The sequence below is a fragment of the Fructilactobacillus sp. X8R4C1 genome (assembly GCF_059900905.1).
The window spans coordinates 262,673-287,198 of the sequence record NZ_JBWXVJ010000002.1; the positions used below are offsets into that span (position 1 = coordinate 262,673).

Sequence of the window (24,526 nt, forward strand, 5' to 3'; positions counted from 1 at the left end):
AAAATATCAACGTAAATAACAATAATATTTTGAGATTTAATCAAATCTTGCGTATAATATTAAAAATGTGTTACGGTTCTATGTATCTGAGGAGGAGTTTAAATGATAAAAGCTGTCGTATTTGATGTCGACGACACATTGTATGATCAAAAGCGGGTTTCAGAAGAGGCCTTTTTTAAGACGTTCCCTAATCATCCAATTATTGACTCAGCTACTTCATTTAAAAATTTTCAAATTCAAAGTCCCTTAGTTTATTCCAATATAATGTCTGGAACTTACAAGCAAAATGAACTAGTTTATCAAAACATCAAAAATGGTGTTAACGATCTTGATCCGGATAAAGAAGAAATTAAACATTTTAAGAAAAACTATCTAACTTGTATTAAAGAAATTTCATCTTATCACGATCTTTTAAAGACAATCCAAATGTTGTCAAATGATTTAAAAATTGGAATTATTGCTAACGGATCCAGTCAATTCTTAAATAACGAACTAAAGATCCTTGGATTAGATGATTACATTGATCCTAATTACATCATTGCTTCAGAGTCAGTTGGCATGTTAAAACCGGATCCTAAAATTTTTACCGTTATGAATCATAGATTAGATGTCAGACCATCCGAAGTAGCTTACATTGGCGATTCATTTACTGGTGACATCATTTCAGCCAAGCGAGCTGGTTGGCATGCCTTTTGGTTCAATCACCGCAAAAGGTCTGTTCCAGAAACAAACTTCGTTCCTGACCAAACAGTAACTTCTCAAACTGAACTTTGTGATCTTTTAAAGGCTCTATCAAAATAAAAAGCGCACTTCATATGAAGGGCGCTTTTTATTTTGATTTCCTATTTAACTTCAACTGAGTTATCGGACTTACCGTTTTTAATCAATTGAACGTTTGAATCGAGTGCAATTTGAACCATGTTCTTAACCGCAGGCTTCGTGTAAAATGCAATGTGTGGAGTGATTAAAACATTATCCCGTTTCATCAAGTTCTTCAGTCTGTCATCTGGGATCTTATCAAAACTTCCAAAATCAACATTAAAAATACCCACTTCGTTTTCGTACACATCAAGAGCAGCTCCTGAGATCTTGCCACTGTCAAGGCCACGAATCAAAGCATCAGTATCAATTAAACTTCCACGGGCAGCATTGATAATTTTGATTCCATCTTTCATTTGCGCAATTGAATCATCATTAATCATATGATCATTTTCTTTTAATGCTGGGGCATGAAGAGTTATAATATCAGAATTTGCATACAATTCTTCAGGGGTATCAACGTAAATTCCCTCTTTTTTGAGCTCAGGGTTTGGATAAGGGTCATAAGCAATCACTTTGGCACCAAAACCTTGAAGGATTTTAACAACTTGGCGTCCGATTCTCCCAGTAGCATAGACACCAACGGTTTGCTTGTTCATTTCGTCAGCAATATCTGGAGCCCAGGTCATGTTACCATGGCGTTCCTTATCTTCAAACTTTTTAGTATGACGAAGTAACCGCATCATTTCTGTAACCGCTAATTCAGCAATAGCAGCTGGTGAATAAGCTGGAACGTTAGTGACATTAATGCCATCACGTTTAACAGCATCAGCATCAACATTATCCACCCCAACGTTTCGAAGTGAAAGTGATTTAATGCCAAAACTAGCTAATTTGTCTAAAATATCAGCAGTATAAGGCTTTTGCTGGTATGCAACCACACCATCAAATCCCTTTGCTTCGTCGACAGTGTCATTATCCAATAATTTTGATTCTGCTTTTACTTCAATGTCTGGATGAGCTTTATCCCATTGTTCTAAGTATGGTCGTTCATCGTCTCTAATTCCATATGCAATGATTTTCATAACTTAGTCCCCCTTTTCTTTTCACCATAATTATAACACCCAACCACTAATTACCCCAAAGAGTCGAGTCAATTCCATGGCTAATTAGAAAAAATTCTTTTTTTCTCCGAGTTTGATGCTTAAAAGCGTATTCTGCTTTCATGGCACTCCTTTTATCATTAAATTTTTCGTAGTACAGTAGCTTTAAAGGTCGCCTAGTTTTAGTATATTTGGCCCCTTTCCCAGCTTGATGAACCGCTAATCTACGATAAACGTCATCGGTAAACCCACCGTAAAACGTCCCGTCACAACAAAGTAAGACATACATATAGTAACTTTTACTTTCCATACAACATCTTTTTAACCTCTTTTGAATAACTACCATGGTCATAAACCGTAATCGGGTAATCGACTTTTAAACCAGCATTTTTTCCATCTTTAATTGCAGATACCAAAATCATGTTAGAATTCTTTCCCTCTTTAGGGTAAATAAATTGAATTTGCTTCATTGCTAGTCGAAAGTTAGTCATTAAGTTCATTAACTCATGTAGGCGATCAGGACGATAAACCATGTAAAGTTTCCCACCAGTTTTTAAAAGCTCACTACTAGTTTTAATAACACTTTTCAAATTAGTTTTTACTTCGTGTCTTGCAATCGCTAAATATTCATTCGGATTTTTTTTACTAGTCGGAAGATTTGAAAAATACGGAGGGTTAACCGTAATAGTATCAACCTCATCTTTGCCAAAAATTGTGGTAGCATTAGCTAAATCATCATTATAAACGGATATCTGATCCTCTAAGCCGTTCAGTTGAACACTCCTAGTTGCCATATCACTTAGACGTGATTGAATCTCGACTTCGGCAATCTTACCATGTGTTTTTTTGCTTAAAAACAAACCAACGGCACCATTACCAGCACATAAATCAACCAAAAGACTATTCTTACTGATCTTAGGCTGAGCAAAATTAGCAAGCATTACGGCATCCAAAGAAAATGAAAACACACTTGGACTTTGAATGACTTTAATGTCCTGACTGTAGAGTTGGTCAATTCGTTCATCACCAATCAAGTTCACCTAGTTCACCACCATTTTTTAAATTTAACTTGTCACTTTTACCGTTAATAATATACTATTAAATTATACATCTTAAAAAAAGGAGCTTAAAATCTTTTGTGGTACTCGTTTTTATTTACAGTTGGCCAATTCATTTTAAGAATTATAAATGGACCAATGAATGTGATGCACAAGAATCGTATCCCAGACGGAAATTACGTGTTAATTGCTCCCCACCGGAGTTGGTTTGATATGATTCTAATTGCAACGGTAATTCGCCCTAAACAGTTGTGTTTCATGGCTAAAAAAGAACTATTCAAAAATCCAATGCTGGGATGGTTTTTGCGGCACGTCAACGTATTTTCGGTTGATCGTTCAAATCCAGGAATTTCAGCAATTAAAATTCCAGTTAGAACACTGAGAAAAACCAATCTATCACTCATGATGTTCCCGTCTGGTACGAGGCATTCCAAAAAACTCAAGGGCGGTGCAGCACTGATTGCCCAACTAGCTGGAGTGCCCCTGGTACCAGTTGTTTATCAGGGGCCATTGACCCTCAAAGAAGTTTTCAAACGCCAGAAAGTTTCAATTAACTTTGGTGATCCAATTTATATCAACAAAAAAGAAAGATTGGATGATAAGAATCAAAAATTAATTGAAAATCAAATGCAAGCCGCATTTGACAAGCTCGATGATGAAATTAATCCCAACTACGTGTACATTGATGAATCAAAACCGCATAATAAAAAAACGTCGAAGTAATTCGACGTTTTTTTAATTTTGATGATGTTTCATTGCGTTCATCATTTGGTTAAGTTTCTTTTGTGATGGCTTTTGTCCCATCTGAAGCATCATCGCTTTAAGTTGTTCCTGGTTGATTGGTGGATTATCCTTCAAATACTTTTCCATGTACTTACGAGCACCGAAGAAGCCAATTAGTGCACCAGCTAGTAAAGCCAAAATCACTATTAAAATCCAGATCCATGTAGACAAATCATTGACCTCCCTTCAAGCCTTTTATTATTATTTTACACAATTAGCAAGGTTTTGAAAAGATTGGAATCAATCGTCTCGCAAATTTTTCTTTCGCTGAGATTCCTTGACTTTGTCTGAAGTAATTTCGTTCCCTTTTTTATCATAGACCTTAGTCATTTCAATCTGACTTTTAAAATTAGCCTTGAAACGATCTAAGTACTCTTTTCGTAACTTCTTCTGTTCTTCTTTTTCGTCTTCAGATAAACCTTCGTGTTTTGATTTTTTAGATAATTCGTTAATTCTTGGAATGAGTTTTTCTAATTCTTTATCTTCAGCCATGTTAACCTCTCCCTTCATCTGATATCATAATATCACGAAATAAAGCGTGAAAACAAGGATTTGTACACGAACAAACGTTTGCAAAATTCCGTTTTTGTGGTATTCTTATTTTAGCTAAAAACCAATTAGAAAGCACAGAGGTGCCTTATGTCGCAAGCATCACAAACAAAACAACATGATATTCTCGAATACATTTGGAAACAAGTTCGTGATCAAGGATACCCACCAACCGTTCGAGAAATCGGCGAACACGTTGGATTATCGTCAACTTCAACGGTCCATGGTCATCTCGCTCGTTTGGAAAAGAAGGGCTATATCATCAAGGATCCAACTAAGCCGCGCGCCCTTGAAGTTACTTCTGATGGAATGAACTATCTTGGTGTTTCTCAAGAATCAAAGCCGGACGAGATGCCTTTACTTGGAACCGTTGCTGCCGGAGAACCAATTCTTGCGGTTCAAGACGCAACTGATTATTTCCCGATTCCAACCGAACTCCAACGAAGTTCTGATTCACTCTTCATGCTTACCATTAGTGGTACAAGTATGATCAATATCGGAATTTTAGACGGTGATCAGGTAATTGTAAAACGCCAAAATACCGCTGAAAATGGTGATATTGTTATCGCCATGAACGACGAAAACGAAGCCACCTGCAAACGATTCTTTAAAGAAAGTGACCATTTCAGACTCCAACCCGAAAATGATGACATGGCACCAATTATTTTAAAAAACGTAGTCATCTTAGGTAAAGTTGTCGGTTTATATCGAATCGGCATTAAATAAAAACCATTCACTTCAAAGTGAATGGTTTTTTTCTTGATTTAAATACTGACGTTTACCTTCTTTAACACCAGAAAAGACAAATTTAGCAGGATCATTACTTAGATCCAATTCATAATTATCATCCAAAAGACTAGGCAAACCATTGAATATTTGTTCATACTCTTCAATTGATAATTTCTTTCGACTGTCTAACAGATTATTCATTAACTGTCTCCGATTTTGATCCCTAAAGTGATCTTGTAGCATTCCTGTATAAAACTCTCCTTGAGCCCCAGAACCATAACTAAACACACCAATTTGGTCTCCTACCCTTAAATCTGAAGAATTATCCAGAAGTGAAAGAAGACTCAAATATAGTGACCCGGTATACAAATTGCCAACTCGTTTACTGTAAACCCGACTAGCTTCAAATTCTCTTAACAATTTTTCCTGTTCCTTAACTGAAACTTCAGGAAGGACTTGGCGTAATGCTTTTAACCCCATCTTAGTGTAAGGTAAATGAAAAACAATTGCCTTTAAATCATTAAAAGTAAGACCATGTCTTTTTAAATAATCATGAACGGTTTCATTAAAAAATTTTTCATAAATATCATTTGAGTAGTGTCCATCCACAAGGGCCTCAGTCTTTCCGATTGGCCGCCAAAAATCCATAATGTCTTGAGAATAAACACTACTATCATCGCTTATAGTCATAATACGTGGGTTACTCGACACCGTCATGGCAACTGCTCCACCACCTTGTGTAACCTCGCCAGCAGTTTGAACTCCGTATCTAGCAATATCAGATCCAACCACTAAAGCCTGCTTATCGGGATGCAAGTGAACATAGTCTTTAGCCATCTGTAATCCTGCAGTTGCTCCATAGCAGGCTTGTTTAATTTCAAATGCTCGTGCGTGTGAACTCAGTTTTAACAGGTTTTGAACATAAATTGCTCCCGACTTAGAGTTATCAATTCCACTTTCTGATCCAAAAATAATTAAATCAATCTTATCTCGATTTTCTTGACTTACAATTTGGTTCGAAGCATTGGCTGCCAACGTAACAGAATCTTGGGTGGAGGGAATGACAGCTTGTTGAGTTTGCCCGATCCCAATTAAATACTTGTTTGGATCTTCATCACGTGCTTTGGCTAAATCCACCATATCAATAAAATAAGATGGGGTATAAAAGCCAATTTTATCAATTCCAACTTTCACTAATACCACTCCATTTTCAATTTAATTTTCTAAACGTCACTCATGTTTAAAAATGATCAGTTATCTTACCAAAAAAGATGGTTAAAATTAATAAATCAGCTGAACCACCTAAGCTTAAATCTTGATTATCAAAGTTTTCACACATTTTTTCCAGTTGTTCTTTAATTAGAGCGGAATTAAAAGCTTCAGTGTTTAAAATTGAAGTAACCTGCCTGTGTACCTTTTCAACGATTTCAGGCGATCCAGCACGTTTAATCAAATTACTATCTTGACTATGAGCAACAATGTTAAGTAACGCCCGAAGAATCTTTTCATTTTTATTTCCATTAAAAGCGACCAAAGCTGGCAAGCCATGACCTGTCACAGTTTTGAATCCAGCCTCGGCTTCTCCACGAATTCCTGTCATCCCATATTCTAAAAATTGGTGCTCACCAGCGGTTAATTTGCTAGCAGATTTTCTTCTCACCTGCGAAAAGTCTGATTTAACGATTCCAGCAGTCATAGCTTTTTCTACATTAATTATATCTCCAAGTGTAAAGGAAGCTTTGGACTGAGAAAGATAGCCTAGTGCTGCAACAATAATTCCCATTACGAAGATTGCACCCTTATGGGTATTGACACCGTTAGTCTCCCTAAACATGTTTTTTTCAGCTTTAATTCCATCAGGTCGAATCAACTTCAATAATTGACTTAAGTCATCACTTAAAAAATTTTGTCCTCGTAAAAAAGCGGTTTCAAAATAAGGACGCATTGTAATAATGCTGTTAATGAACGTAAAGACATCCATATCAGGATGAGATTTATGAGAAACTGGATCAACCAATCCTGGTTTTGGATTAGAAACAACTTCATCTAACATTGATTCCATCACAGCGTTAACGGTTTTATTTTTTTGACAAATTTTAACTTTCCAATCCATTACCGCATTATTCATATCCGACATTCCTAAAATATATCTCGCTAATTTTTCGTTGCAAATCAGACACGGAATGAGTACGATTCCTAGCGCATTCTTTAGCATTTCGATCACAAATCAGACATCTTCTGGGTCTCATTTTGACATCAGTCCGGGAGTAATGAGAATGATTATGATCCATTACGTCAATATCAAACAAACGTCCTAAACGATCATGATCTTCAAAATGAATTGCTCGTTTCTTCAAAACAAGCCCATCACCATCAACCACCAAAAACCGTTCTTTTCCCGCATCAGTGTTCCACCCCATTTTATCGATAATTTTCATATTGTACAACTGCGTTTTAAAGAATCGCTTATAGCCAACATCAAATAAGTTCATGATTTGTGGGTTGTTCTTGATGGGACCCGGAATATTTAACTTGATTGACACAATCGTATCCCTTGGATACTGCTCCTTTAATTGAGCCTGTATGTGTGCCCGTCTGTCTTTGTTAGCAAGTACAGCTGGGATCCCCTGCACTTTCCCAGTTAAAAAAATATTATCTTCCAACTTATCAAACTCCTTAAAAAAACGGCTCCATCTGCCTTACAGATAGCACCGTCTTTAAAATTAATCTTTTACTTGTCGAATTGAATCAATGATCGTTCCATCCCGATACTCAACCAATCCAACCGTCTTATCAGTATACTTCAGTGGTTCTTCTTTGCCGACGATCTTTTCAGCTTTTTCAGCTAATTCTTGGATGCTGTATACATGCAAACTCGGAACATCCTTAAATTGCTTAATCAGGTCTGGACGATTAGGATTAACGGCGATTCCAAATTCGGTTACTAAGACATCAATCGATTGCCCTGGAGTAACAGCTGTACTAATATGATCTACCACCGTTGGAATGCGACCTCGTACCAGTGGAGCACAGATGATTGTCATCTTAGATGTAGCAGCATCCTGATGTCCACCAACCGCTCCTCTAATTACGCCATCAGAACCAGTTAACACATTAACGTTAAAATCAGTATCAATTTCCAAGGCACTTAAGACCGCAATGTCTAACTGAGCGACCATTGATCCTTTATTATCAGGATCAGCATACCATGACGCATCAATTTCCTGTTGATTTTTGTTGTTCTTCATTGAATCAGCAGCGGCTTTATCAAAGTCTTGAACATCCATTAACTTATCAACTAATCCCTCTTCAAGCAAATCAACCATTGGTTTAGTAATTCCACCCAAACCAAACGAGGCATGAAGATGATTATCAAGCATTGCTTGTCTTAAGTAACGAGTAACGGCAAGGGCAGCTCCACCAGAGCCAGTCTGAAATGAGAAGCCATCTTTAAAGTACGGTGAATTAACAATTACTTGATTGACCGCTCTAGCAATGGTCAAATCTTTTGGATCCTTAGTGAAACGAGTAGCGCCAGAGCCAATTTTATTAGGATCACCAACTTTATCCACCTTAACGACATAATCGACTTGTGTTTGTCGAATTGAGGCAGGGGTGTTGGGATAGTCCACCACATTATCAGTTAATAAAACGACTTTATTAGCATAGGCTGCGTCCATTAACGCATACCCTAGTGAACCAAATGCGGCGGGACCTTCCATTCCATTAGCGTTACCACAACGGTCTGAATTAGGAACCCCTAAAAAGGCAACATCAATTTTGATATCACCGTTTTCAATAGCACGAGCACGGCCTCCATGGGATCTGAAAATCACTGGATTTTTAAGAATTCCATGAGAAACTTCGTCACCCAATGAGCCACGCATTCCGGATGTGGTGATGTTAGTAACGGTTCCATTCTTGATGGCTTTAATTGCCATATCATTCATGACGCCAGTCAATGAAGAAGGTGCTAAAGTTAGATCTTTAATTCCAAGGTCCATGATCGCCTTCATCACAAGATTAAAGATGTAATCACCATTACGTAAATGGTGATGAAATGAGATGGTCATCCCATCCTTCACGTTATCTTTAACAACCTGCTTTAAATCATCCTTTAATTTATCATGTCCATCTTGAACTTGGACTTTAGGAGCCGTTCTTTGAAAGACCGGGTTACCAATCTTAGTAGTTTCAAATGGTTTAAAGTGCAGTTCATTCATTAATTTATCGGGTAAATTACGACCTAATTTATTTTCCAATGTAATGACCCTCCTTATCAATCAAGCCAGAAGCTTTAGCTAGTTTCATAACTCTCTCAGCTCTAAGTGCAACTGGTCTATCAACCATCTGTCCGTTCATTGAGATAACTCCTGAGCCAGCTTTTCTTGCTTTTTCAATCGCAGCAAGTACATTTTCAGCATTCTTAATTTCATCTTCACTTGGGGCATAAACTTGGTTTACCAAAGGAATTTGGCGTGGATTAATAACTGATTTTCCGTCGTAACCCAACTCATGAATATACTCGGTTTCTGCCAAGAATCCCTTCACATTATCAACATCGGTGTAAACCGTATCAAAAGCGGCGATACCAGCTGCTCTAGCAGCATTTAAAATCATATTTCTGGCAAACTGTAGTTCCAAGCCATTTGGATAACGGTGTGTTTTTAAATCCGTTGTGTAATCTTCCGCCGATAAAGCAATCCCAATCATGCGATCAGAGGCTTTAGCAATCTCAAGTACATTCATGACACCTTCAGCGCTCTCAATTGCAGCCATTAAATGAGTGGTTCCAACTGGAATGTTGAACTCCTTTTCAGCGTCAACAACTAGACTCTCCATCTCTTCAACCATTGCCGCACTTTCAGTTTTAGGAATTCTAATAACATCGATGCCAGCCTTAACCATCATTTTGACGTCAGCTTCAAAGAAGTCAGTGTCGAGTCCATTAGTTCTAACAACTAATTCTGCATCACCATAATCAACCGTTTTTAAAGCCTCATAAACTAAGTTTCTTGCAGAATCTTTTTCCGCTAACGAAACTGAGTCTTCAAGATCAAACATGATTGAATCGGCGCCATAGATCCCAGCATCTTTGATCATCCCTGGATTGTTACCTGGAACAAACATCATCGTTCTTCTGAGTCGTTCACCATTTTCAGCCATTATAGTGCCTCCCATGCTGGTTGTTCGCTGTCGCCCATGGCCCGTTGAATTGCGGTAATCGTTCGAGCTTTAATTACGCAATCTAAAGCTCCCTGGTCAACTGCCTTAATATTGACATTATCTAATTCAAATTTGTTAACAACTTCCTTAATGGTAGCAATAATATCATCACCAAACCGTTTCTTAACATCAGATTCAAGATTAATTTGGATTCCGTTAGTACCCTTACTGACTGTGATCTGAATGTCAGAAGATTCCAGCGTTCCATCCATTGCCGTTTTATTAATTCCCATTGATCTTCATTCCCTTCTTAATTCTTTCCTGTAACGAATCCATATGTTTGGTAATAAACTCGTAAGTTGTTTTTGGGACAATCCCTTTAATTGATGTTAACTCACCATTCTTAATGGCCATCCGAACCGTTCTGGCCGAAATCACTTTTCCGGCTTCATCCTGATCTCGTTTAATAACTTTAACTTTGACTTCAGGCGGGAGAACCTTTTCTAAAATTTGATTATAGATTGAGGTCGTTTTGGAATTTGGCTCCGTTCCAAGAAACCGAACGTTAATGCCAAGATCTTTGGCAATCCAATCTTTAAAGATTAATGCATCAATGGTTGTCTGATACCGCACCTTGTCTGCTTGTGCCCCCAAAAAATACGAAGGAAAAGTGGCATAACTTACTAAGTAATCGCCACCCGGAACAACCATCACATTCTTTAAGTCAGAAACGCCCTCTTGAACAAGTTTTAATCGTTCTTGTGACGTAAACAGTGATTTATCAGTACTTACAACAAATACGTAAACGTTATCACTAACTTCTGACGCTTTTTCAACCAAATATCGATGACCATCGGTAAAAGGATTAGCATTCATGACAATCCCGGCATTATTATCAGCTTTATTAACCTTAGGCAGACTTTTAAGATAATCAGTAATACTATAATCACCGGTCTCTAAAAAGGCCGCATCATCACTTTGAACGAGTTCCTTAAACCCAACGTGTTCGAAACTTTCCGCATACATTGGTTTTGTAAAGACAAAGACATGAAAGACTCCACGTTGTCCCAAACTTGTTAAAAGATTCGAAATTACCTTGTTAAAATAAACCCCATTTTCAGTGTACTTATGACAAACACCAATGTACTTCAAAATGTTTCCAGAATATGAACCAGTACCAACTAATTTATTCCCATCAAAAAGTCCAACGGTATAATCTAAGGGATCAACCTCATCACCAGAAAAATTGGCGATGCCAAGTGATTTCAAAAAATCTCTCCACTGATTAAATTGGTCAGGAACCTCTAAATTAATTTCTCTAGTCTCAATATTCATATCCTCAATAATCTCCCGTTTCTACTAACCCATGATTAACATAATAATCGGAATTACGATGATAAAGAGGACTGAGGTAGATACAACCACGTTTGTAGCAAACTTAACGTCACCATGATAAGTTTGTGCCAAAATTGGCAGAACTGCAAGTGAAGGCGTAGCAGCTTGAACAATCAAAGTCTTGGAGAAGGTTGGAACCATTGATGCTCCGAGTTTGAACCCAACAAAAATAATTGCAGCCATGACTAATGGTGAAATCACGAAACGGCCTGCTAAAGTCAAAATGACATCTTTATCAAAATGCATGTTTCTAAGACCAAATGATCTCAACATAATTCCAATATAGATTAATGCAAGTGGAGTAACCAGTGCCCCCAAATCAGTTAAGGTTGTTTGGACAAAATTAACCAATAAATGTTCCTGAAGCCATGGAATATACAAAAATGGAATGGCAACAATGAATCCCCATAATGGAGCCGGAATCAAATGGTGCCAATCAAATTTAGCTTTGGAACCATCTTTAGCGGTTGGATCGTCTGCAGCAATTACCCAAACACCTAACGTCCAAATAATGATCGTATTTACAATATAGTAAACAAGTAAATAAGGGACTGATATCTCACCAAATAAAGCAACGTTTAAGGGCATTCCAATAAAAACGGTATTAGCACCGTTAATACCGGTCATCATCAGTCCTCTTCGACCCTTTTTAACTCTAAATAACTTAACTTCAATCCATGAAATAACGTAGCCTAAAAGGATAGCAAGCACAACATAGATTAATCCAGTTGACAAATTAGCTAGTTGTTCTGGATGAAAATATTTAAGCATTGCCACAAAAATAGAACATGGTAAAGCAACTTTCATAATAATCTTTGAGATTGAACCGGAAAATGATTCTTTAAACCATCCAAGTCCTTGTGTTACATAACCAACTGCAATCATAATTACAATCGCTAGCACACTCTGGATTGATGTAATAAATATTGCCATAATTGCACCTCTTATCCTTTTTCACCATATTTTATAATTGAATTTGTGACTGTTTTAACAACATTTTCATCAAAAACCCCAGGGACAATTTTATCTGGAGTAGGATCAGGAATCATGCTGGCTAACGCGTCAGCAACAACTTCCTCAATTTGGTATGTAACCTTTTTAATTCCACTCTTTAAAAGTCCTTTGAACAGACCTGGGAAAACCAAAATATTATTAACTTGATTTGGATACTTACTAGATCCAGTCGCAATCACTTTAGCACCACCAGCTTTAGCGTCTTGTGGAAGAATTTCCGGAACTGGATTAGCAAGCGCAAAGACAATCGGATCCTTTGCCATTCTTTTAACTTGACTAGTACTTAAAACATTAGCATCTGACAGACCGATAAAAACATCCTGATCATCAATTACATCATCCAGAGTTTGTCCTTTTTTTCCGTTCAAGGATTGGGCAAGTCCAGTTTGATATGAATTATAGTTCTCACTATCTGGCTTAACCACGCCATCGATATCAACCAAAGTAATATTTTTAATGCCAACGTGCTCCAGCAACGAGGCAGTAGCGACACCAGATGCTCCAACCCCATTGACGACGATCTTTAAATCTTTCAACTCTTTACCAACTACTTTACTAGCGTTGATTAATCCGGCCAAAACTACAATAGCAGTTCCCTCTTGGTCGTCATGATAGACCGGAATATCTAATGTTTTACTCAAGATATCCTCTAACTCAAAGCATTTTGGTGCCGCAATGTCCTCCAAATGGATCCCAGCAAAGGTATCTTGAATACTTTTAATGTGAGTGGCCATTTTCTTGGCATCTTCCTGATCAATGGCAACTGGTAACGCATTAACATTGGCCAAGTCTTTATATAACAAAGCCTTCCCTTCAACAACCGGAAGCCCTGCAGCTGGTCCGATGTTACCTAATCCTAGAACTGCTGAACCATCAGTAACAACAGCAAGCAACTTTCCACTCATTGTGTACTTGTCCTTTAAACTAGGGTCTTTTTCAATGGCCTTGGAAATCTTAGCAACACCAGGTGTGTAAGCTTCACTAAGTTCTTCACGGTTTTTTACAGGAAATTCTGATTCCATTTCTAGCATTCCCGTGTGCTTTTCATGAATGGAATAAATATTATCAGCCACGTAAACCCCTCCAATTGTTTTTATTTTCACGCAGACACGATTGCTCATATCCGCTTACATTGTGATTATATTAACCAAAGTGCGTAAAGTCAACCAAGTTAACACTCTTTAACAAACCCAAATAAAAAACGACCTCATTAAAGTGAGACCGCTATTGAAGGGTTAAGTCTAATAATTCACACGATGATATTTCTTACCATTGTGATTTATTATATTCTTTTCACAAACTTCAACAAAATATCGTTAAACACATCTGGCTGTTCAGCCATAATAATATGCCCCGCATCTTCAACAATCTGATAATGACCATTATGAGCCATCCCAGCTGCAACTTTTGCAAAGTGATAATCAAAAAATGGTGATTTTCTTCCCGCTATAATCATCAATGGAACCTTCAAATCACTCAAAATGTCACGCCAATCTTGAAAAGCATGATCCACTAACAACGAATAGTTTAAGTCGGCGTCATATGGATACTCCTGTTTTAACGATTGAATCTTACTATATAAAAGATCATTAATTTTACTATAAGTCGAACGTCCAAATGGCTGCTTCAAAAATTCAGGAAAATTACTCCAGTCTAAAGCCTTAAATCCGTATGGCCATGACCGATCCGCAATCATCTTAGGGCTCTGATCAACGTCTACAATGGCCTTAATTCCCTTATCAGTAAACAAAGAAACGTACGCAAACATGGTTGCTGCTCCCATTGAATTTCCAAGCAAGATTGGTTCTTTTAATTTTAGTTCCTTCTGAATCTCATATAAATCCATCGCATGGCGCGACATCCGTTCATCCTTACTAGTACGCTCAGACATCCCCTGATTTCTAGCATCCACGTTAATAACCCTAAAACCGCTTTCGACTAATTTTTGGACAGTAAGGGTCCAAATCTCTTTATAGCCCCCAATTCCGGTAAGAATCATCACGGGTTGATTGCTTTTATTTCCCTCATCATCATAATCCAATTCAACGTTATCAGAAGTATAGAATTTCATTATCACTCACCATTTTCTTTATGATTTATTTTATATGTTAGCACTTCTCTCGCCAAAAGAATCATACTAATCCCAAAAACCAATTGGTAGTATAATAACTACGAAAGAAGGGATGATATGAAACGGATTACTTTAACATTTCCAGCACCTGGAAATTCAGATACTAAAACCATTAAAGCTAACGATGACAATCAGTACGTCATGAAATTAACTACCTTAGATAATCTGGCTCCAGATGGCCATTCACTTGAAATTGAATTTCTTCCTAAGACCAGTGAAGATTTTCCAGAACGAGGTACTACTATTTATCTAAATGGTTTTGATAAAACGTTCAAATTGTCAAATGGTGATATTCTAGTAGCAAAAAGTATGTAATAAAAAGGGTCTGTTGATTAAGTCAACGGACCCTTTGGTTTTATTTGTGATCTAACTTATCTTGTGCTTTTTGAGCTGCGACGTTCATGATATTCCATGGACGGTCAAAACCTGGTTGGAAGAAGAAGTCAGCATATGCCAAGTCATCAACGGTCATGTGTTGTTGAATTGCTAATGAAATGGTATTAATATTAGCAGTTACATCTCGTTTCGACATGATTTGAGCACCCTCAACTTCACGAGTCTTTGGATCAAAAGTTAACTTGAAGTAGACTTCTGCATTCAACTTATCATCATGAACAAACGGAGGAACCGCAGTGTCAACAACAAAGACGGATTCAACGTCAACGCCAGCTTTTTCAGCAGTAACATCCTTAAATCCAGTTGAGGCAAACTTGTAATCAAAAACATGAAGTGCTGATGAACCAGAAACTTCAGTAGTCTTACGCTTCTCATCGTTCAGGTTCATGGCAGCTGAGCGACCTTGACGTCTAGCGTTAGAAGCTAAAGCAATGATTTGCTTCTTGCCAGTAGGTGCAAAAGTAACCTCGGTAGAATCACCAACAGCAAAAATATCAGGTTGATTGGTTCTTTGATATTCATCGGTCTTGATCATGCCCTTTTCGTCAAGATCAACTTTACCTTTAAGCCAATCGGTAGCAGGACGAATTCCGGCAGTTTCAATCACTAGATCAGCATCCCATTGGTCACCATTAGTTGAAATAACTGAAGAAACGTTTTCATCATCGTCACCAACGTATTCTTTAACACTTTGGTTCAATGATAATTTTACGCCGTTCTTTTTAAGCTCAGCTTCAAGAATCTTAGTAAACTCTGGATCCAAGTAAGTAGGAAGAATGGTTTTACCAGTATCAACTAAGGTAACGTGCTTACCAGCCTTAGCGAATGATTCAGCTGCTTCAATCCCAATGTATCCACAACCAACAACCGTGACGTTGTTGATGCCTGGAGTAACTTCAGCTTCCTTCAATTTAATGGCCCAATCACGTCCACGCATTGCGTATATATTACCTAATTCCTTCCCTGGAACTGGAAGTTGGAATGGATTAGCACCAACACTTAAAATTAATTTATCATATTTTTCAGTGCTCTCTTTGCCATCGTTAACGTTTAAAGCGGTTAGCGTGTGAGCTTCAGGATCAATATCAGTGATTTCAGTATTAATGTGAACATTTACACCTAATTTTTCCATGCCTTCTGGAGTTGCATAACTTACAGAGTTAACATCTTTTACGACGTTTTGAAGATATAATTCAATTCCACAAGATAGAAAAGATACAAAGTCTCCCTTTTCGTACCATTCGATGTCAGCATCAGGAAAATCTTTTAAAACTCCTCTGACAGCTTCGAATCCACCATGAGATGATCCAATTACAGCTACTTTCATATCTGCTTCCTCCTTCAATTTTTAAATTGTCGTTCTCTATGAACATTTTTATAGTACCACGCAATTACCTAATGAGACTACAAAATGTTCAATATTTAATAAATTATTTGCACACAATTTGATTGAACTACCCATAAGTTAAGCAATTAATAACCGATAAGATAAGTTACTAATAGTATCCATAGTCATCATCTTTTGGTATCATGACGTATAAATTATTAAGGGATGAATTAAAATGAAAAAATTTATTTTTTGTGTACGGGAAACTCGTGCCGAAGCCAAATGGCGGAAGGATTTGCCAAAAAATATTTCCCGCAAAACTGGCAAATAAAAAGTGCGGGAGTAAAAACTCATGGTTTAAATCCAGTTGCGGTTAAGGTGATGAAAGAACGTGGAATTGATATTTCTCACAACACATCCAAGCTAATTGATAAAAGTTATTTAGTTAAGTGTGATTTAATCGTTACGCTTTGCGGAGATGCTAAGGACAAGTGTCCGGTTACTCCAGAATCGGTTACGAAAATTCACTGGCCACTTAAGGATCCAGCACAAGCGAAGGGATCCAAACCGGAAGTAATCGAAACTTTTAGAATCGTCCGCAATCAGATTGACCAATTAGTAAAACAATTGTCAGTTGATGAAACTAAACAAACTAATTATTAGACGACAAAGGCCTAGATCAACTACTGCAACTGATCTAGGCCTTATTATCACTACACATACTAATACTAATTACAAACGTGAAAACAAGTAGTATTAATACATTTAGTTTATCTTACTGCTCTTTTATCACATGGATAACAAATGAAGATTACGAAACTTTGATATCTAGGTACTTAAAAATTTGCTTCCTAATTCTTTGAGATTTAGGACTCATCTCACCATGAATTGCCCGATTTAATTCAACTGGTGAGACATCAACAATTTTTGACATATCAACTTGAGTCAAGTCCTTGTTAATTAAAGCAACTTTGATCTTTTTAAATACTCTTTGAGCATTACGTTCCAATTCAACGTTAGCCATTATTGATCCCTCCTTTCACAATTTATTAATTAAGTTATTGACTATGTCTATCCTTTGGAATAAAATGTAAATATGATGAAAATAATGGACTGTATTTAAACTATTTTCTTCGTGGGAACTAGTTTAGATACTTTTAACCATTGATATTATTCTGGACTGACTGATCAATTACTTAACTAAATTAATTATCAATCATATAAAATAAAATGTCAATGATTTTCTCTATTATTTGAAATAACTTTTTTAACCACCAATTTCAGAAAAGGAGAAACAATTTTGACAACAATTGAACGAATAAAGAGACTTTCAAGAATGCGTGGATGGTCACTTCAGTTAGTGGCCCAGAAGGCTGGGATTGGGATTAACAATATTTATACTTGGAACAAGAAAACTCCTAGTACAAAAAGCCTTGGAAAAGTCGCCAAAGTACTTGGAGTGTCGATCGATTACCTATTAGGAAATACTAATCAACTTAACTATCACAATGATAGTACAAGTGCTAAATCAAAAACTAATGAGACAATTGATCTTCCTCTTATTGGCAGCATTGCTTGCGGAAAACCAATCTTTGCTGAACAGAACGTTACCGCGTACTTTCCAACTTTAAAAGAAGGACTGCCAAGTGGTGAGAATTTCTGGTTAAAATGTGACGGAGACTCAATGGCTCCTACCATTCAAAACGGATCGTACGTTTTAATCCATTATCAACCAGAGGTGGAGAATGGTGAAATTGCCGCTGTCCTATTAAACGATAACGACGAAGCTACTCTTAAAAGGATTAGTACTCAAAAAGACCAAACCGTCTTAGTTCCTGATAATAAGGAGTACCCACCGATTATCTTGAATAAAGATAATCCAGGCAAAATCATTGGAAAAGCAATCCGGATGCAATCTGAATTATAAAAGCTCAATAACACAAAAAGACTACCAAAATTACAAGTTTTGATAGTCTTTTTGTTTTGTAATACTACTTATAAAGGCGAGTACAGGATTTGAACCTGCGCGCCGGCTATAAACCGGTTCGCCGGATTTCGAGTCCGGTGCATTACCACTCTGCCAACTCGCCAAAATTAACACCACTTAAGTATAATCATAAAAGAACCGATAATCAACTTGAGAAGTGTTTTTAATTTAAAACTTAATCATATTTAATCAGACTGAGAATATCATAGTCTTTAATCTTATCGCGACCCTTTAAGTCCATTAATTCGACAATAAAAGCCGTTCCAACTACTACTCCACCAAGATCTTTGACTAACTCAATGGTAGCGTCAATGGTACCACCTGTAGCTAGCAAATCATCAGTCACAAGAACTCTCTGACCTGGTTTAATCGCATCATCATGCAAATAAAGCGATGACTGACCGTATTCCAAGCCATATGTAGCTTTGACAGTCTTGCCAGGTAACTTCCCTTTTTTTCTTGCAGGTGCAAAACCAATTCCAAGTTCATAGGCAACGGGACATCCCACAATAAAACCACGCGCTTCGGGACCAACAATCATATCAATGTTCTTGCCCTTAGCATAGTTGACAATTTCGTCAGTAGCTTGACGATATGCTTCGCCACTTTCTAGTAATGGAGAAATATCTCGAAAAGTTACACCTGGCTCTGGAAAATTAGGATAACTTGCTACATAATCCTTTAAATTAAGGACCATAAAAAATACTTCCTTTCTTATTATCAGTTCCCAATCTTATTAATTATTTTCACCAAATCACTTGGGGAAACGTTAAAAAGAGCATCTTCTACCTTTAATTGTTCTTCTCGCAATTGGTATGTGGGAGAAGTTGACAAGCTTTGCTTGTTTGGATTACTGATTCCATTCAAAATTCCATCTTGAATGGTGATAAATCCCAGTTCATTAAATACCTGCAACATGAAAACCAGAATATTGGTTGAAACCTGCAAATGGTTTGCAACCTCACCAACATTCTTTGAAATTTGCACATTTTTATTAGTTTCAACGAACTTAAATAGTTTAGCATACTGTGAACGTTCTGGCATCCCTAAATTTAAAATATGATTCTTTTTATATAAATACAATATAATTTCAGGATTTTGGAAATGATTAACAGCGCCTTTTAATTCACCAAGTGTTTCAGGACAATCAACAAGATAAACTACCCCATTCGTAATATCTTTTTTAACATCCGAAGCAAGCATAGCTTTAGAATTCTTACCAACATATGATTTTAATTGTTGATACAAGTTACGATGAAAGAAAATATACGTTCCCGCATTTACAAACATTGACTTAGTTAAGGTAGTGGTCCGTTTGTCAATAACAACGGTTCCGTCAACTTTAAGATCATCAACCATCAACTGAAGATTAGTACGACCCTTCCACTCATTTTCATTCAAGGTCGCTGCTACGTTAATATTAGCTGACAATTTAGAAACTTCAGTAGCAACATCACCCATCCCAAAGTCAATTGCAGAAATCCGTGAATGATTGCCAACAGCTTGAAATTTAAGGTGATCATGGGCTTTCCCAATTGCCTGAACATTAGTTAAAGCAATCGGATCAACGTCAAATCGGGGGCATTCATTATCAGTCCCAAATGGACTCAAAGTTTGAATTTGTTGAAATAACTTTTGATCAATTTCATCTGGAGTAACTTTAAAATCAATTTTTAAAGTTGGCTTTTGTGATAAATCAACCTGCTGTTTTGCTGCTGACCGTTCAAACCGCTCAGCTAGTGTTTTTAAATTATCAGCTGGAACCGTTAATCCAACTGCCATCGCATGTCCACCAAATGCATCCATCAGATCGCGTTCACTATCTAAGGCTTTAAAAAGATCAAATCCTTTGACACTTCTTCCGGATCCCTTGGCGATCTTATTTTGGTCATCAACACTGACAACAACCGTCGGCTTATGAAATTTATCTTTAACTCGACTAGCTGCAATACCTAAAACTCCAGTATGCCAATCCTTTCCCACAATTAAAAGGGTTTCTCTCTTCTTATTCTCAGGTGAATCAGCTTGAGCGATTGCCTCGTCCGTAATTGAACTAACCAGTAACTTCCTCTGATCATTTTTTTGCTCAGTCTTCTTAGCTAGTTCATTAGCTTGCTCGTCGTCAACCGTAGTAAGCAGATCAACGCCCATATTGGCGTCACCCATCCGTCCAAGTGCATTTAATCTAGGAGCAATGTTAAACCCAATATCTTGTTCATCAACTTTTTCCAAATCAATTCCAGATCGTTTAATAAGGGCTTTTAATCCAGGTCGCACCGTCAAGTGAATGACATTTAATCCAAACTGAACGAGTGCCCGATTCTCTCCAGTTAACGATACTAAGTCAGCAACCGTTCCGATTGCGGCTAAATCTAGTTTATCTTGAGGAATTTCATCCATTAATGCCGTCGCCAACTTAAAAGATACTCCAGCTCCAGAAAGATACTGAAACGGATATTTAGGATCGCCCAACTGAGCGTGAACGATTGCATAGGCGTTTGGCAACTTTTCTGGTAATTCGTGATGATCGGTAATAATCACATCACAACTCAATTTATTAGCTTCCTCAATTGCATCAAAGCCAGCAACTCCATTATCAACAGTAACAATTAACGAAGTTCCACTATCAATAATTTTTTGAAAGGCCTTCACATTTGGACCGTATCCATCTTTAAACCGATTAGGAATATAATAACGAACTTCCGCTCCCATCTCGACTAGCGTTTCATATAAAATGGCGGTACTAGTAAGTCCGTCAGCATCATAATCCCCATAAACGGTAATTTGTTCACCGTTTTCAACTGCCAATTCAATCCGTTCAACCGCTTTTTGCATATCATGCATTAAAAAGGGATCGTTTAAGTCACTAGTATCCGGGTTTAAGTAATGTTGAATCTTATCGACATTATCATAACCACGTTCAAACAGTAAGCTAACAACTAACGGTTCAAGTCCCAAATCATTAGCTAGTTGATTAACAGCATCTTGGTTAAGATTATTTTGTTTTAGCTCCCAATTATACTTTGAAGAAAGCAAATATGGATCCTCTTTTCACTATTTTTCGTTGTCCTTTTGCTGTTTATTAATTACATCTTCAACGTTTCGATTATCTTGATTAACCTTTTGTTTACTAATTGAATTCTTTAACTGCATCTTTAGAGAATCAATTTGTTTATTTAAATCATTAATTTGTCCCTTTAATCCATCAATGGTTTTCTGTGAATCACGATTTTCTTTTTTCCGTTTGGAACCATTTTTAAATGAACTGATCATTGATAATAAAAACATGATTAAAGCCCCAATTAGTAATGTCAATAATAAGACTAAGATTAACGGCATTTTAACCGTCGTAAAACCAAAGTTAATTTCCGCACTTCCCATATTTAACAAAACAAAAATAGCGACAATCACAATCAAGACCATGCTTAAAATCATTGAAACTTGCTTTTTCATTGGGCATTCTCCTCTCCCTTATTAAAGGGAATATCAATAAAATCAAAATCTTTAACTACCTTGGTATTTGGAAAAACTTGTTGAGCCTGCCTCTGTAACTCATGAGCCATTTTAGCAGTATACCTTGCAGAAATGTGCGTTAATAATAATCGTTTTACGTTGGCATCCCTGGCGGTATTAGCAGCCTGGATGTTCGTAGAATGATAGTAATTGTGAGCTAATTTTGCTTCGCCCTTTCCAAAAGTACTTTCATGAACTAAAATGTCAGCATTTTGCGCTAACTTATTGATGGTACCAACTTTTCTCGTATCCCCTAAAATGGTAACAATTCTCCCCTTTTGGGAATTACCAATGTAGTCCTTGCCATTAATGACTCTCCCGTCACTAAGTTTAACCGTCTTACCTTCCTTAAGCTTTCCGTACAGTGGACCAGACGGAATATTATCCTCCTGCAATTTATCAACAAGCAGTTCACCCGGATGATCATGTTCAACAATTCGAAAACCCCAACTTTGAACTTGATGATCAAGCTTTTCCGCATAAACTGTAAACTTTTTACCGTCAAAAATCTTACCAGGCTGGTCCAGCTCTACGTATTTTATTTTATACCCTAACTTAGTCTGCGTCACTTGCAAACTAGTCTGAACGTAATTTTTGATTCCAAAGGGGCCATAAATGGTAACCGGATCATCTCCGCCTTGAAACGAACGACTTGATAATAATCCCGGAAGACCATAGATATGATCACCATGAAGGTGGGTAATAAAAATCTTATTAATTTTTCGCGGTTTTAACGTTGATCGCAAGATTTGTTGTTGAGTACCTTCCCCCGCATCAAACAACCACACGGAATTAATCTCATCCAACAATCTTAAAGCGACACTAGAAACGTTTCGAAACTTACCAGGAACTCCCGCACCAGTTCCAAAAAACTCTAATTGCATATCCTATCGTTCCTTTTTGACACTCAAATTTTTACACTCGTGAAGAATTACTATACAATTGTAGCATACCACATTAGCAATAATAAGCTGAATCTAGGTGATAACTTTGAGATTAAACGAATTTTACGTCTCATCCGAAGATTTAAATAATTCATATAAAATATACGTTGAAATTAATAAGGTTATTTTACCAGTTTTTGACATTGAATTTTCGCAAAATAAAATTTTATTAGTACCAAGCAAAAACAAACGGTCACTAACCTTGAATCAATTTAATACCCGGACAAGAGAACTTGATGATCATCTATCACTTTTTTGTAAAACAATTGAAACTCCAAAACTATTCGGTTATCGTTTAAAAAATGATGAGCTTATTTTTGGATAATAAAAGACGATACCACAAGTATCGTCTTTTATATTATTCAACATATGAAAAGGTAAAGTCCGAAATTGATACCAGATCGCCATTCTTAGCGCCGGCATCCCGTAGTGCTTGATCAACACCCATTCCACGTAATTTTCGAGCTAATCTTAACACACCTTGTTCATGTTCAGTATTGGCCATTTGAATTACTCGTTCAATCTGATGTCCAGACAGAACCCAAGTTCCATCTTCATCTTTTGTCAAAGTAAACGGCTTTTCATCCTCATCGGGACGGTAAATGACTTCCTTAGAATCATTAAGCTCGTTAGCACCCACAATTGGAAACTTTGGTGCCTTATCAAGTTCACTACTCGTTTCTCGAATGAGATCATTAAGCCCTGAATGAGTAATGGAAGAAATGGGAATAATTTTGCCATTAACGTGGTCATTATGTTCAGCTAATTCACGTTTAAACAACTTAAGATTTTCAGCCGAATCCGGCATATCCATTTTAGAAGCAATGATGATTTGGGGACGTTTCAAAAGACTTTTATCAAAATTAGCCAGTTCATGATTGATTTTTTCATAGTCATCATACGGATCACGTCCCTCAACTCCACTCATATCAACAACATGAAGGATAACTCGAGTTCTTTGAATGTGTCTTAAAAATTCAAAACCTAATCCCACACCCTTGGAAGCTCCCTCAATCAGTCCAGGCAAATCAGCAATCACAAAGTCACTTCCATCATGATTTCGTACAATCCCCAGATTAGGAACAATGGTCGTAAAGTGGTATTGAGCTACTTTTGGTTTTGATGAAGTAATTGCACTTAATAACGTGGATTTACCAGCCGATGGAAAACCGACTAAACCAACATCAGCTAATAACCTTAACTGAAGTTCGATCTCCATTTCTTGACCTGGTTCCCCATTTTCAGCAATTTCTGGCGCAGAATTTTTAGGGGTGGCAAAGTGAACGTTTCCTCTTCCTCCACGACCACCCTTTACAACTACAACTTCATCGTTTGCTTTAGTCAAATCCGCAATTGGCTCGCCGGTCTCTGAGTTATAAATCGTGGTGCCATCGGGGACATGTACTACCAAATCCGGTGCACTTGCACCCGTCATCTTTTTGTTAGCACCATTCCCACCGTTTTTGGCTTTAAATTGTTTTTTATACTTAAAATCCATTAAAGTTGACATTCCAGTATCAACTTTGAAAACAACATTACCACCATGGCCACCATCACCACCAGAAGGTCCACCATTTGGTACATATTTTTCCCGACGAAATCCGACCATTCCGTCTCCACCTTTACCGGCCTTAACTTTAAATTTTACTTGATCTACAAACATAATTTCTCC

The 24,526-nt window shown here is 37.2% G+C and carries 29 protein-coding genes and 1 tRNA gene; 7 read left to right on the forward strand and 23 right to left on the reverse strand.

Going from position 1 to position 24,526, the window contains the following annotated elements:
* Positions 1 to 102 precede the first annotated feature (102 nt).
* Positions 103 to 801: an HAD family hydrolase gene (locus AC6UDA_RS04265; RefSeq protein ID WP_500711070.1), complete on the forward strand. Its 699-nt coding sequence runs from the start codon at positions 103 to 105 to the stop codon at positions 799 to 801.
* A gap of 41 nt (positions 802 to 842) precedes the next feature.
* Here AC6UDA_RS04265 and AC6UDA_RS04270 read toward each other — a convergent pair whose 3' ends face one another.
* From AC6UDA_RS04270 to AC6UDA_RS04280, 3 genes are read right to left on the reverse strand one after another with little or no spacing between them, the layout of a single operon-like run.
* Positions 843 to 1,844 carry a D-2-hydroxyacid dehydrogenase gene (locus AC6UDA_RS04270; RefSeq protein WP_500693854.1) on the reverse strand — a complete coding sequence of 334 codons (1,002 nt, stop codon included), beginning with the start codon at positions 1,842 to 1,844 and terminating at the stop codon, positions 843 to 845.
* 46 nt (positions 1,845 to 1,890) lie between these two features.
* The gene (locus AC6UDA_RS04275; protein ID WP_500693855.1) at positions 1,891 to 2,172 is read right to left on the reverse strand and encodes a GIY-YIG nuclease family protein; all 282 of its coding nucleotides are present in this window, start codon (positions 2,170 to 2,172) and stop codon (positions 1,891 to 1,893) included.
* Positions 2,162 to 2,902, reverse strand: a complete 741-nt coding sequence (locus AC6UDA_RS04280; RefSeq protein WP_500696625.1) for a tRNA1(Val) (adenine(37)-N6)-methyltransferase — start codon at positions 2,900 to 2,902, stop codon at positions 2,162 to 2,164. Before AC6UDA_RS04280 ends, AC6UDA_RS04275 begins: the two co-directional genes overlap by 11 nt.
* Positions 2,903 to 2,998: 96 nt before the next feature.
* Between AC6UDA_RS04280 and AC6UDA_RS04285 the strand changes: the two genes are divergently transcribed.
* Entirely contained in the window at positions 2,999 to 3,643 is a 645-nt protein-coding gene (locus AC6UDA_RS04285; RefSeq protein ID WP_500693857.1) for a lysophospholipid acyltransferase family protein, read from the forward strand.
* A 12-nt stretch (positions 3,644 to 3,655) separates the two neighbouring features.
* Here the strand turns inward: AC6UDA_RS04285 and AC6UDA_RS04290 are convergent, their stop codons facing one another.
* Both AC6UDA_RS04290 and AC6UDA_RS04295 read right to left on the reverse strand, forming a co-directional pair.
* Positions 3,656 to 3,874 (reverse strand): YneF family protein, encoded by a 219-nt coding sequence (locus AC6UDA_RS04290; RefSeq protein WP_500693858.1) that lies wholly within the window; start codon positions 3,872 to 3,874, stop codon positions 3,656 to 3,658.
* A gap of 69 nt (positions 3,875 to 3,943) precedes the next feature.
* On the reverse strand, positions 3,944 to 4,195 hold the full coding sequence (locus tag AC6UDA_RS04295; RefSeq protein WP_500696624.1) for a DUF896 domain-containing protein: 252 nt from the start codon (positions 4,193 to 4,195) through the stop codon (positions 3,944 to 3,946).
* 147 nt (positions 4,196 to 4,342) lie between these two features.
* Between AC6UDA_RS04295 and lexA the strand changes: the two genes are divergently transcribed.
* Positions 4,343 to 4,978 (forward strand): transcriptional repressor LexA, encoded by a 636-nt coding sequence (gene lexA / locus AC6UDA_RS04300; RefSeq protein WP_500693860.1) that lies wholly within the window; start codon positions 4,343 to 4,345, stop codon positions 4,976 to 4,978.
* A 12-nt stretch (positions 4,979 to 4,990) separates the two neighbouring features.
* Here lexA and AC6UDA_RS04305 read toward each other — a convergent pair whose 3' ends face one another.
* From AC6UDA_RS04305 to AC6UDA_RS04350, 10 genes are all read right to left on the reverse strand, one after another.
* A complete protein-coding gene (locus tag AC6UDA_RS04305) occupies positions 4,991 to 6,175 on the reverse strand; it encodes a hydroxymethylglutaryl-CoA synthase (protein ID WP_500696623.1) in 1,185 nt (394 codons plus the stop codon).
* Positions 6,176 to 6,221: 46 nt separating this feature from the next.
* Positions 6,222 to 7,109 carry a triphosphoribosyl-dephospho-CoA synthase CitG gene (gene citG / locus AC6UDA_RS04310; protein WP_500711072.1) on the reverse strand — a complete coding sequence of 296 codons (888 nt, stop codon included), beginning with the start codon at positions 7,107 to 7,109 and terminating at the stop codon, positions 6,222 to 6,224.
* The gene (citX, locus tag AC6UDA_RS04315) at positions 7,102 to 7,644 is read right to left on the reverse strand and encodes a citrate lyase holo-[acyl-carrier protein] synthase (RefSeq protein ID WP_500693863.1); all 543 of its coding nucleotides are present in this window, start codon (positions 7,642 to 7,644) and stop codon (positions 7,102 to 7,104) included. The genes citG and citX overlap by 8 nt, the downstream gene beginning before the upstream one ends.
* Positions 7,645 to 7,704: 60 nt before the next feature.
* Complete coding sequence (gene citF, locus AC6UDA_RS04320; protein ID WP_500699554.1) at positions 7,705 to 9,204, reverse strand: citrate lyase subunit alpha; 1,500 nt, start codon at positions 9,202 to 9,204, stop codon at positions 7,705 to 7,707.
* Between the two features lie 28 nt (positions 9,205 to 9,232).
* Complete coding sequence (gene citE / locus AC6UDA_RS04325; protein WP_500699429.1) at positions 9,233 to 10,147, reverse strand: citrate (pro-3S)-lyase subunit beta; 915 nt, start codon at positions 10,145 to 10,147, stop codon at positions 9,233 to 9,235.
* Positions 10,147 to 10,440, reverse strand: a complete 294-nt coding sequence (gene citD / locus AC6UDA_RS04330) for a citrate lyase acyl carrier protein (protein WP_500693865.1) — start codon at positions 10,438 to 10,440, stop codon at positions 10,147 to 10,149. The genes citE and citD overlap by 1 nt, the downstream gene beginning before the upstream one ends.
* Complete coding sequence (gene citC / locus AC6UDA_RS04335) at positions 10,430 to 11,482, reverse strand: [citrate (pro-3S)-lyase] ligase (protein ID WP_500693866.1); 1,053 nt, start codon at positions 11,480 to 11,482, stop codon at positions 10,430 to 10,432. The genes citD and citC overlap by 11 nt, the downstream gene beginning before the upstream one ends.
* A 24-nt stretch (positions 11,483 to 11,506) precedes the next feature.
* Entirely contained in the window at positions 11,507 to 12,475 is a 969-nt protein-coding gene (locus tag AC6UDA_RS04340) for an AEC family transporter (protein WP_500693867.1), read from the reverse strand.
* Positions 12,476 to 12,486: 11 nt separating this feature from the next.
* Positions 12,487 to 13,677, reverse strand: coding sequence for an NAD(P)-dependent malic enzyme (locus tag AC6UDA_RS04345; protein WP_500711074.1), 1,191 nt, complete (start codon positions 13,675 to 13,677; stop codon positions 12,487 to 12,489).
* Positions 13,678 to 13,838: 161 nt separating this feature from the next.
* Entirely contained in the window at positions 13,839 to 14,627 is a 789-nt protein-coding gene (locus tag AC6UDA_RS04350) for an alpha/beta fold hydrolase (protein WP_500711076.1), read from the reverse strand.
* 117 nt (positions 14,628 to 14,744) lie between these two features.
* Here AC6UDA_RS04350 and AC6UDA_RS04355 point away from each other — a divergent pair, with 117 nt between their 5' ends.
* Complete coding sequence (locus AC6UDA_RS04355; RefSeq protein WP_500711078.1) at positions 14,745 to 15,002, forward strand: hypothetical protein; 258 nt, start codon at positions 14,745 to 14,747, stop codon at positions 15,000 to 15,002.
* Between the two features lie 40 nt (positions 15,003 to 15,042).
* On the opposite strand, the gene AC6UDA_RS04360 is transcribed toward AC6UDA_RS04355, so the two are convergent.
* Positions 15,043 to 16,410: an FAD-dependent oxidoreductase gene (locus AC6UDA_RS04360; RefSeq protein WP_500693871.1), complete on the reverse strand. Its 1,368-nt coding sequence runs from the start codon at positions 16,408 to 16,410 to the stop codon at positions 15,043 to 15,045.
* Positions 16,411 to 16,653: 243 nt separating this feature from the next.
* On the opposite strand from AC6UDA_RS04360, the gene arsC reads away from it, so the two are divergent.
* Positions 16,654 to 17,073, forward strand: coding sequence for an arsenate reductase (thioredoxin) (arsC, locus tag AC6UDA_RS04365; RefSeq protein WP_500711135.1), 420 nt, complete (start codon positions 16,654 to 16,656; stop codon positions 17,071 to 17,073).
* 148 nt (positions 17,074 to 17,221) lie between these two features.
* Here arsC and AC6UDA_RS04370 read toward each other — a convergent pair whose 3' ends face one another.
* A complete protein-coding gene (locus AC6UDA_RS04370; protein WP_500693872.1) occupies positions 17,222 to 17,434 on the reverse strand; it encodes a helix-turn-helix domain-containing protein in 213 nt (70 codons plus the stop codon).
* Positions 17,435 to 17,710: 276 nt separating this feature from the next.
* Between AC6UDA_RS04370 and AC6UDA_RS04375 the strand changes: the two genes are divergently transcribed.
* Positions 17,711 to 18,337, forward strand: a complete 627-nt coding sequence (locus tag AC6UDA_RS04375) for a helix-turn-helix domain-containing protein (protein ID WP_500695563.1) — start codon at positions 17,711 to 17,713, stop codon at positions 18,335 to 18,337.
* A gap of 74 nt (positions 18,338 to 18,411) precedes the next feature.
* Here the strand turns inward: AC6UDA_RS04375 and AC6UDA_RS04380 are convergent.
* The 5 genes from AC6UDA_RS04380 to rnz form a co-directional block, all read right to left on the reverse strand.
* A tRNA-Ser gene (locus tag AC6UDA_RS04380) sits at positions 18,412 to 18,500 on the reverse strand.
* Between the two features lie 72 nt (positions 18,501 to 18,572).
* A complete protein-coding gene (locus AC6UDA_RS04385; protein ID WP_500693880.1) occupies positions 18,573 to 19,094 on the reverse strand; it encodes an adenine phosphoribosyltransferase in 522 nt (173 codons plus the stop codon).
* 23 nt (positions 19,095 to 19,117) lie between these two features.
* Positions 19,118 to 21,433, reverse strand: coding sequence for a single-stranded-DNA-specific exonuclease RecJ (recJ, locus tag AC6UDA_RS04390; RefSeq protein ID WP_500711080.1), 2,316 nt, complete (start codon positions 21,431 to 21,433; stop codon positions 19,118 to 19,120).
* 18 nt (positions 21,434 to 21,451) lie between these two features.
* Positions 21,452 to 21,850, reverse strand: coding sequence for a LapA family protein (locus AC6UDA_RS04395; protein ID WP_500693882.1), 399 nt, complete (start codon positions 21,848 to 21,850; stop codon positions 21,452 to 21,454).
* On the reverse strand, positions 21,847 to 22,794 hold the full coding sequence (rnz, locus tag AC6UDA_RS04400; protein WP_500693883.1) for a ribonuclease Z: 948 nt from the start codon (positions 22,792 to 22,794) through the stop codon (positions 21,847 to 21,849). The genes AC6UDA_RS04395 and rnz overlap by 4 nt, the downstream gene beginning before the upstream one ends.
* A gap of 106 nt (positions 22,795 to 22,900) precedes the next feature.
* On the opposite strand from rnz, the gene AC6UDA_RS04405 reads away from it, so the two are divergent.
* A complete protein-coding gene (locus AC6UDA_RS04405; RefSeq protein WP_500693884.1) occupies positions 22,901 to 23,179 on the forward strand; it encodes a hypothetical protein in 279 nt (92 codons plus the stop codon).
* A 33-nt stretch (positions 23,180 to 23,212) separates the two neighbouring features.
* On the opposite strand, the gene obgE is transcribed toward AC6UDA_RS04405, so the two are convergent.
* Positions 23,213 to 24,517 (reverse strand): GTPase ObgE, encoded by a 1,305-nt coding sequence (gene obgE, locus AC6UDA_RS04410; RefSeq protein WP_500699420.1) that lies wholly within the window; start codon positions 24,515 to 24,517, stop codon positions 23,213 to 23,215.
* Positions 24,518 to 24,526: the final 9 nt, after the last annotated feature.

Bases quoted from the DNA above. Each gene is read 5' to 3' on its own strand.
- AC6UDA_RS04265 (WP_500711070.1), top strand. From the start codon at position 103: ATGATAAAAGCTGTCGTATTTGATGTCGACGACACATTGTATGATCAA.
- AC6UDA_RS04270 (WP_500693854.1), bottom strand. From the start codon at position 1,844: ATGAAAATCATTGCATATGGAATTAGAGACGATGAACGACCATACTTA.
- AC6UDA_RS04275 (WP_500693855.1), bottom strand. From the start codon at position 2,172: ATGGAAAGTAAAAGTTACTATATGTATGTCTTACTTTGTTGTGACGGG.
- AC6UDA_RS04295 (WP_500696624.1), bottom strand. From the start codon at position 4,195: ATGGCTGAAGATAAAGAATTAGAAAAACTCATTCCAAGAATTAACGAA.
- lexA (WP_500693860.1), top strand. From the start codon at position 4,343: ATGTCGCAAGCATCACAAACAAAACAACATGATATTCTCGAATACATT.
- citG (WP_500711072.1), bottom strand. From the start codon at position 7,109: ATGAATAATGCGGTAATGGATTGGAAAGTTAAAATTTGTCAAAAAAAT.
- citF (WP_500699554.1), bottom strand. From the start codon at position 9,204: ATGAATGAACTGCACTTTAAACCATTTGAAACTACTAAGATTGGTAAC.
- citE (WP_500699429.1), bottom strand. From the start codon at position 10,147: ATGGCTGAAAATGGTGAACGACTCAGAAGAACGATGATGTTTGTTCCA.
- citD (WP_500693865.1), bottom strand. From the start codon at position 10,440: ATGGGAATTAATAAAACGGCAATGGATGGAACGCTGGAATCTTCTGAC.
- citC (WP_500693866.1), bottom strand. From the start codon at position 11,482: ATGAATATTGAGACTAGAGAAATTAATTTAGAGGTTCCTGACCAATTT.
- AC6UDA_RS04340 (WP_500693867.1), bottom strand. From the start codon at position 12,475: ATGGCAATATTTATTACATCAATCCAGAGTGTGCTAGCGATTGTAATT.
- AC6UDA_RS04345 (WP_500711074.1), bottom strand. From the start codon at position 13,677: ATGAGCAATCGTGTCTGCGTGAAAATAAAAACAATTGGAGGGGTTTAC.
- AC6UDA_RS04350 (WP_500711076.1), bottom strand. From the start codon at position 14,627: ATGAAATTCTATACTTCTGATAACGTTGAATTGGATTATGATGATGAG.
- AC6UDA_RS04355 (WP_500711078.1), top strand. From the start codon at position 14,745: ATGAAACGGATTACTTTAACATTTCCAGCACCTGGAAATTCAGATACT.
- AC6UDA_RS04360 (WP_500693871.1), bottom strand. From the start codon at position 16,410: ATGAAAGTAGCTGTAATTGGATCATCTCATGGTGGATTCGAAGCTGTC.
- AC6UDA_RS04370 (WP_500693872.1), bottom strand. From the start codon at position 17,434: ATGGCTAACGTTGAATTGGAACGTAATGCTCAAAGAGTATTTAAAAAG.
- AC6UDA_RS04385 (WP_500693880.1), bottom strand. From the start codon at position 19,094: ATGGTCCTTAATTTAAAGGATTATGTAGCAAGTTATCCTAATTTTCCA.
- AC6UDA_RS04395 (WP_500693882.1), bottom strand. From the start codon at position 21,850: ATGAAAAAGCAAGTTTCAATGATTTTAAGCATGGTCTTGATTGTGATT.
- rnz (WP_500693883.1), bottom strand. From the start codon at position 22,794: ATGCAATTAGAGTTTTTTGGAACTGGTGCGGGAGTTCCTGGTAAGTTT.
- obgE (WP_500699420.1), bottom strand. From the start codon at position 24,517: ATGTTTGTAGATCAAGTAAAATTTAAAGTTAAGGCCGGTAAAGGTGGA.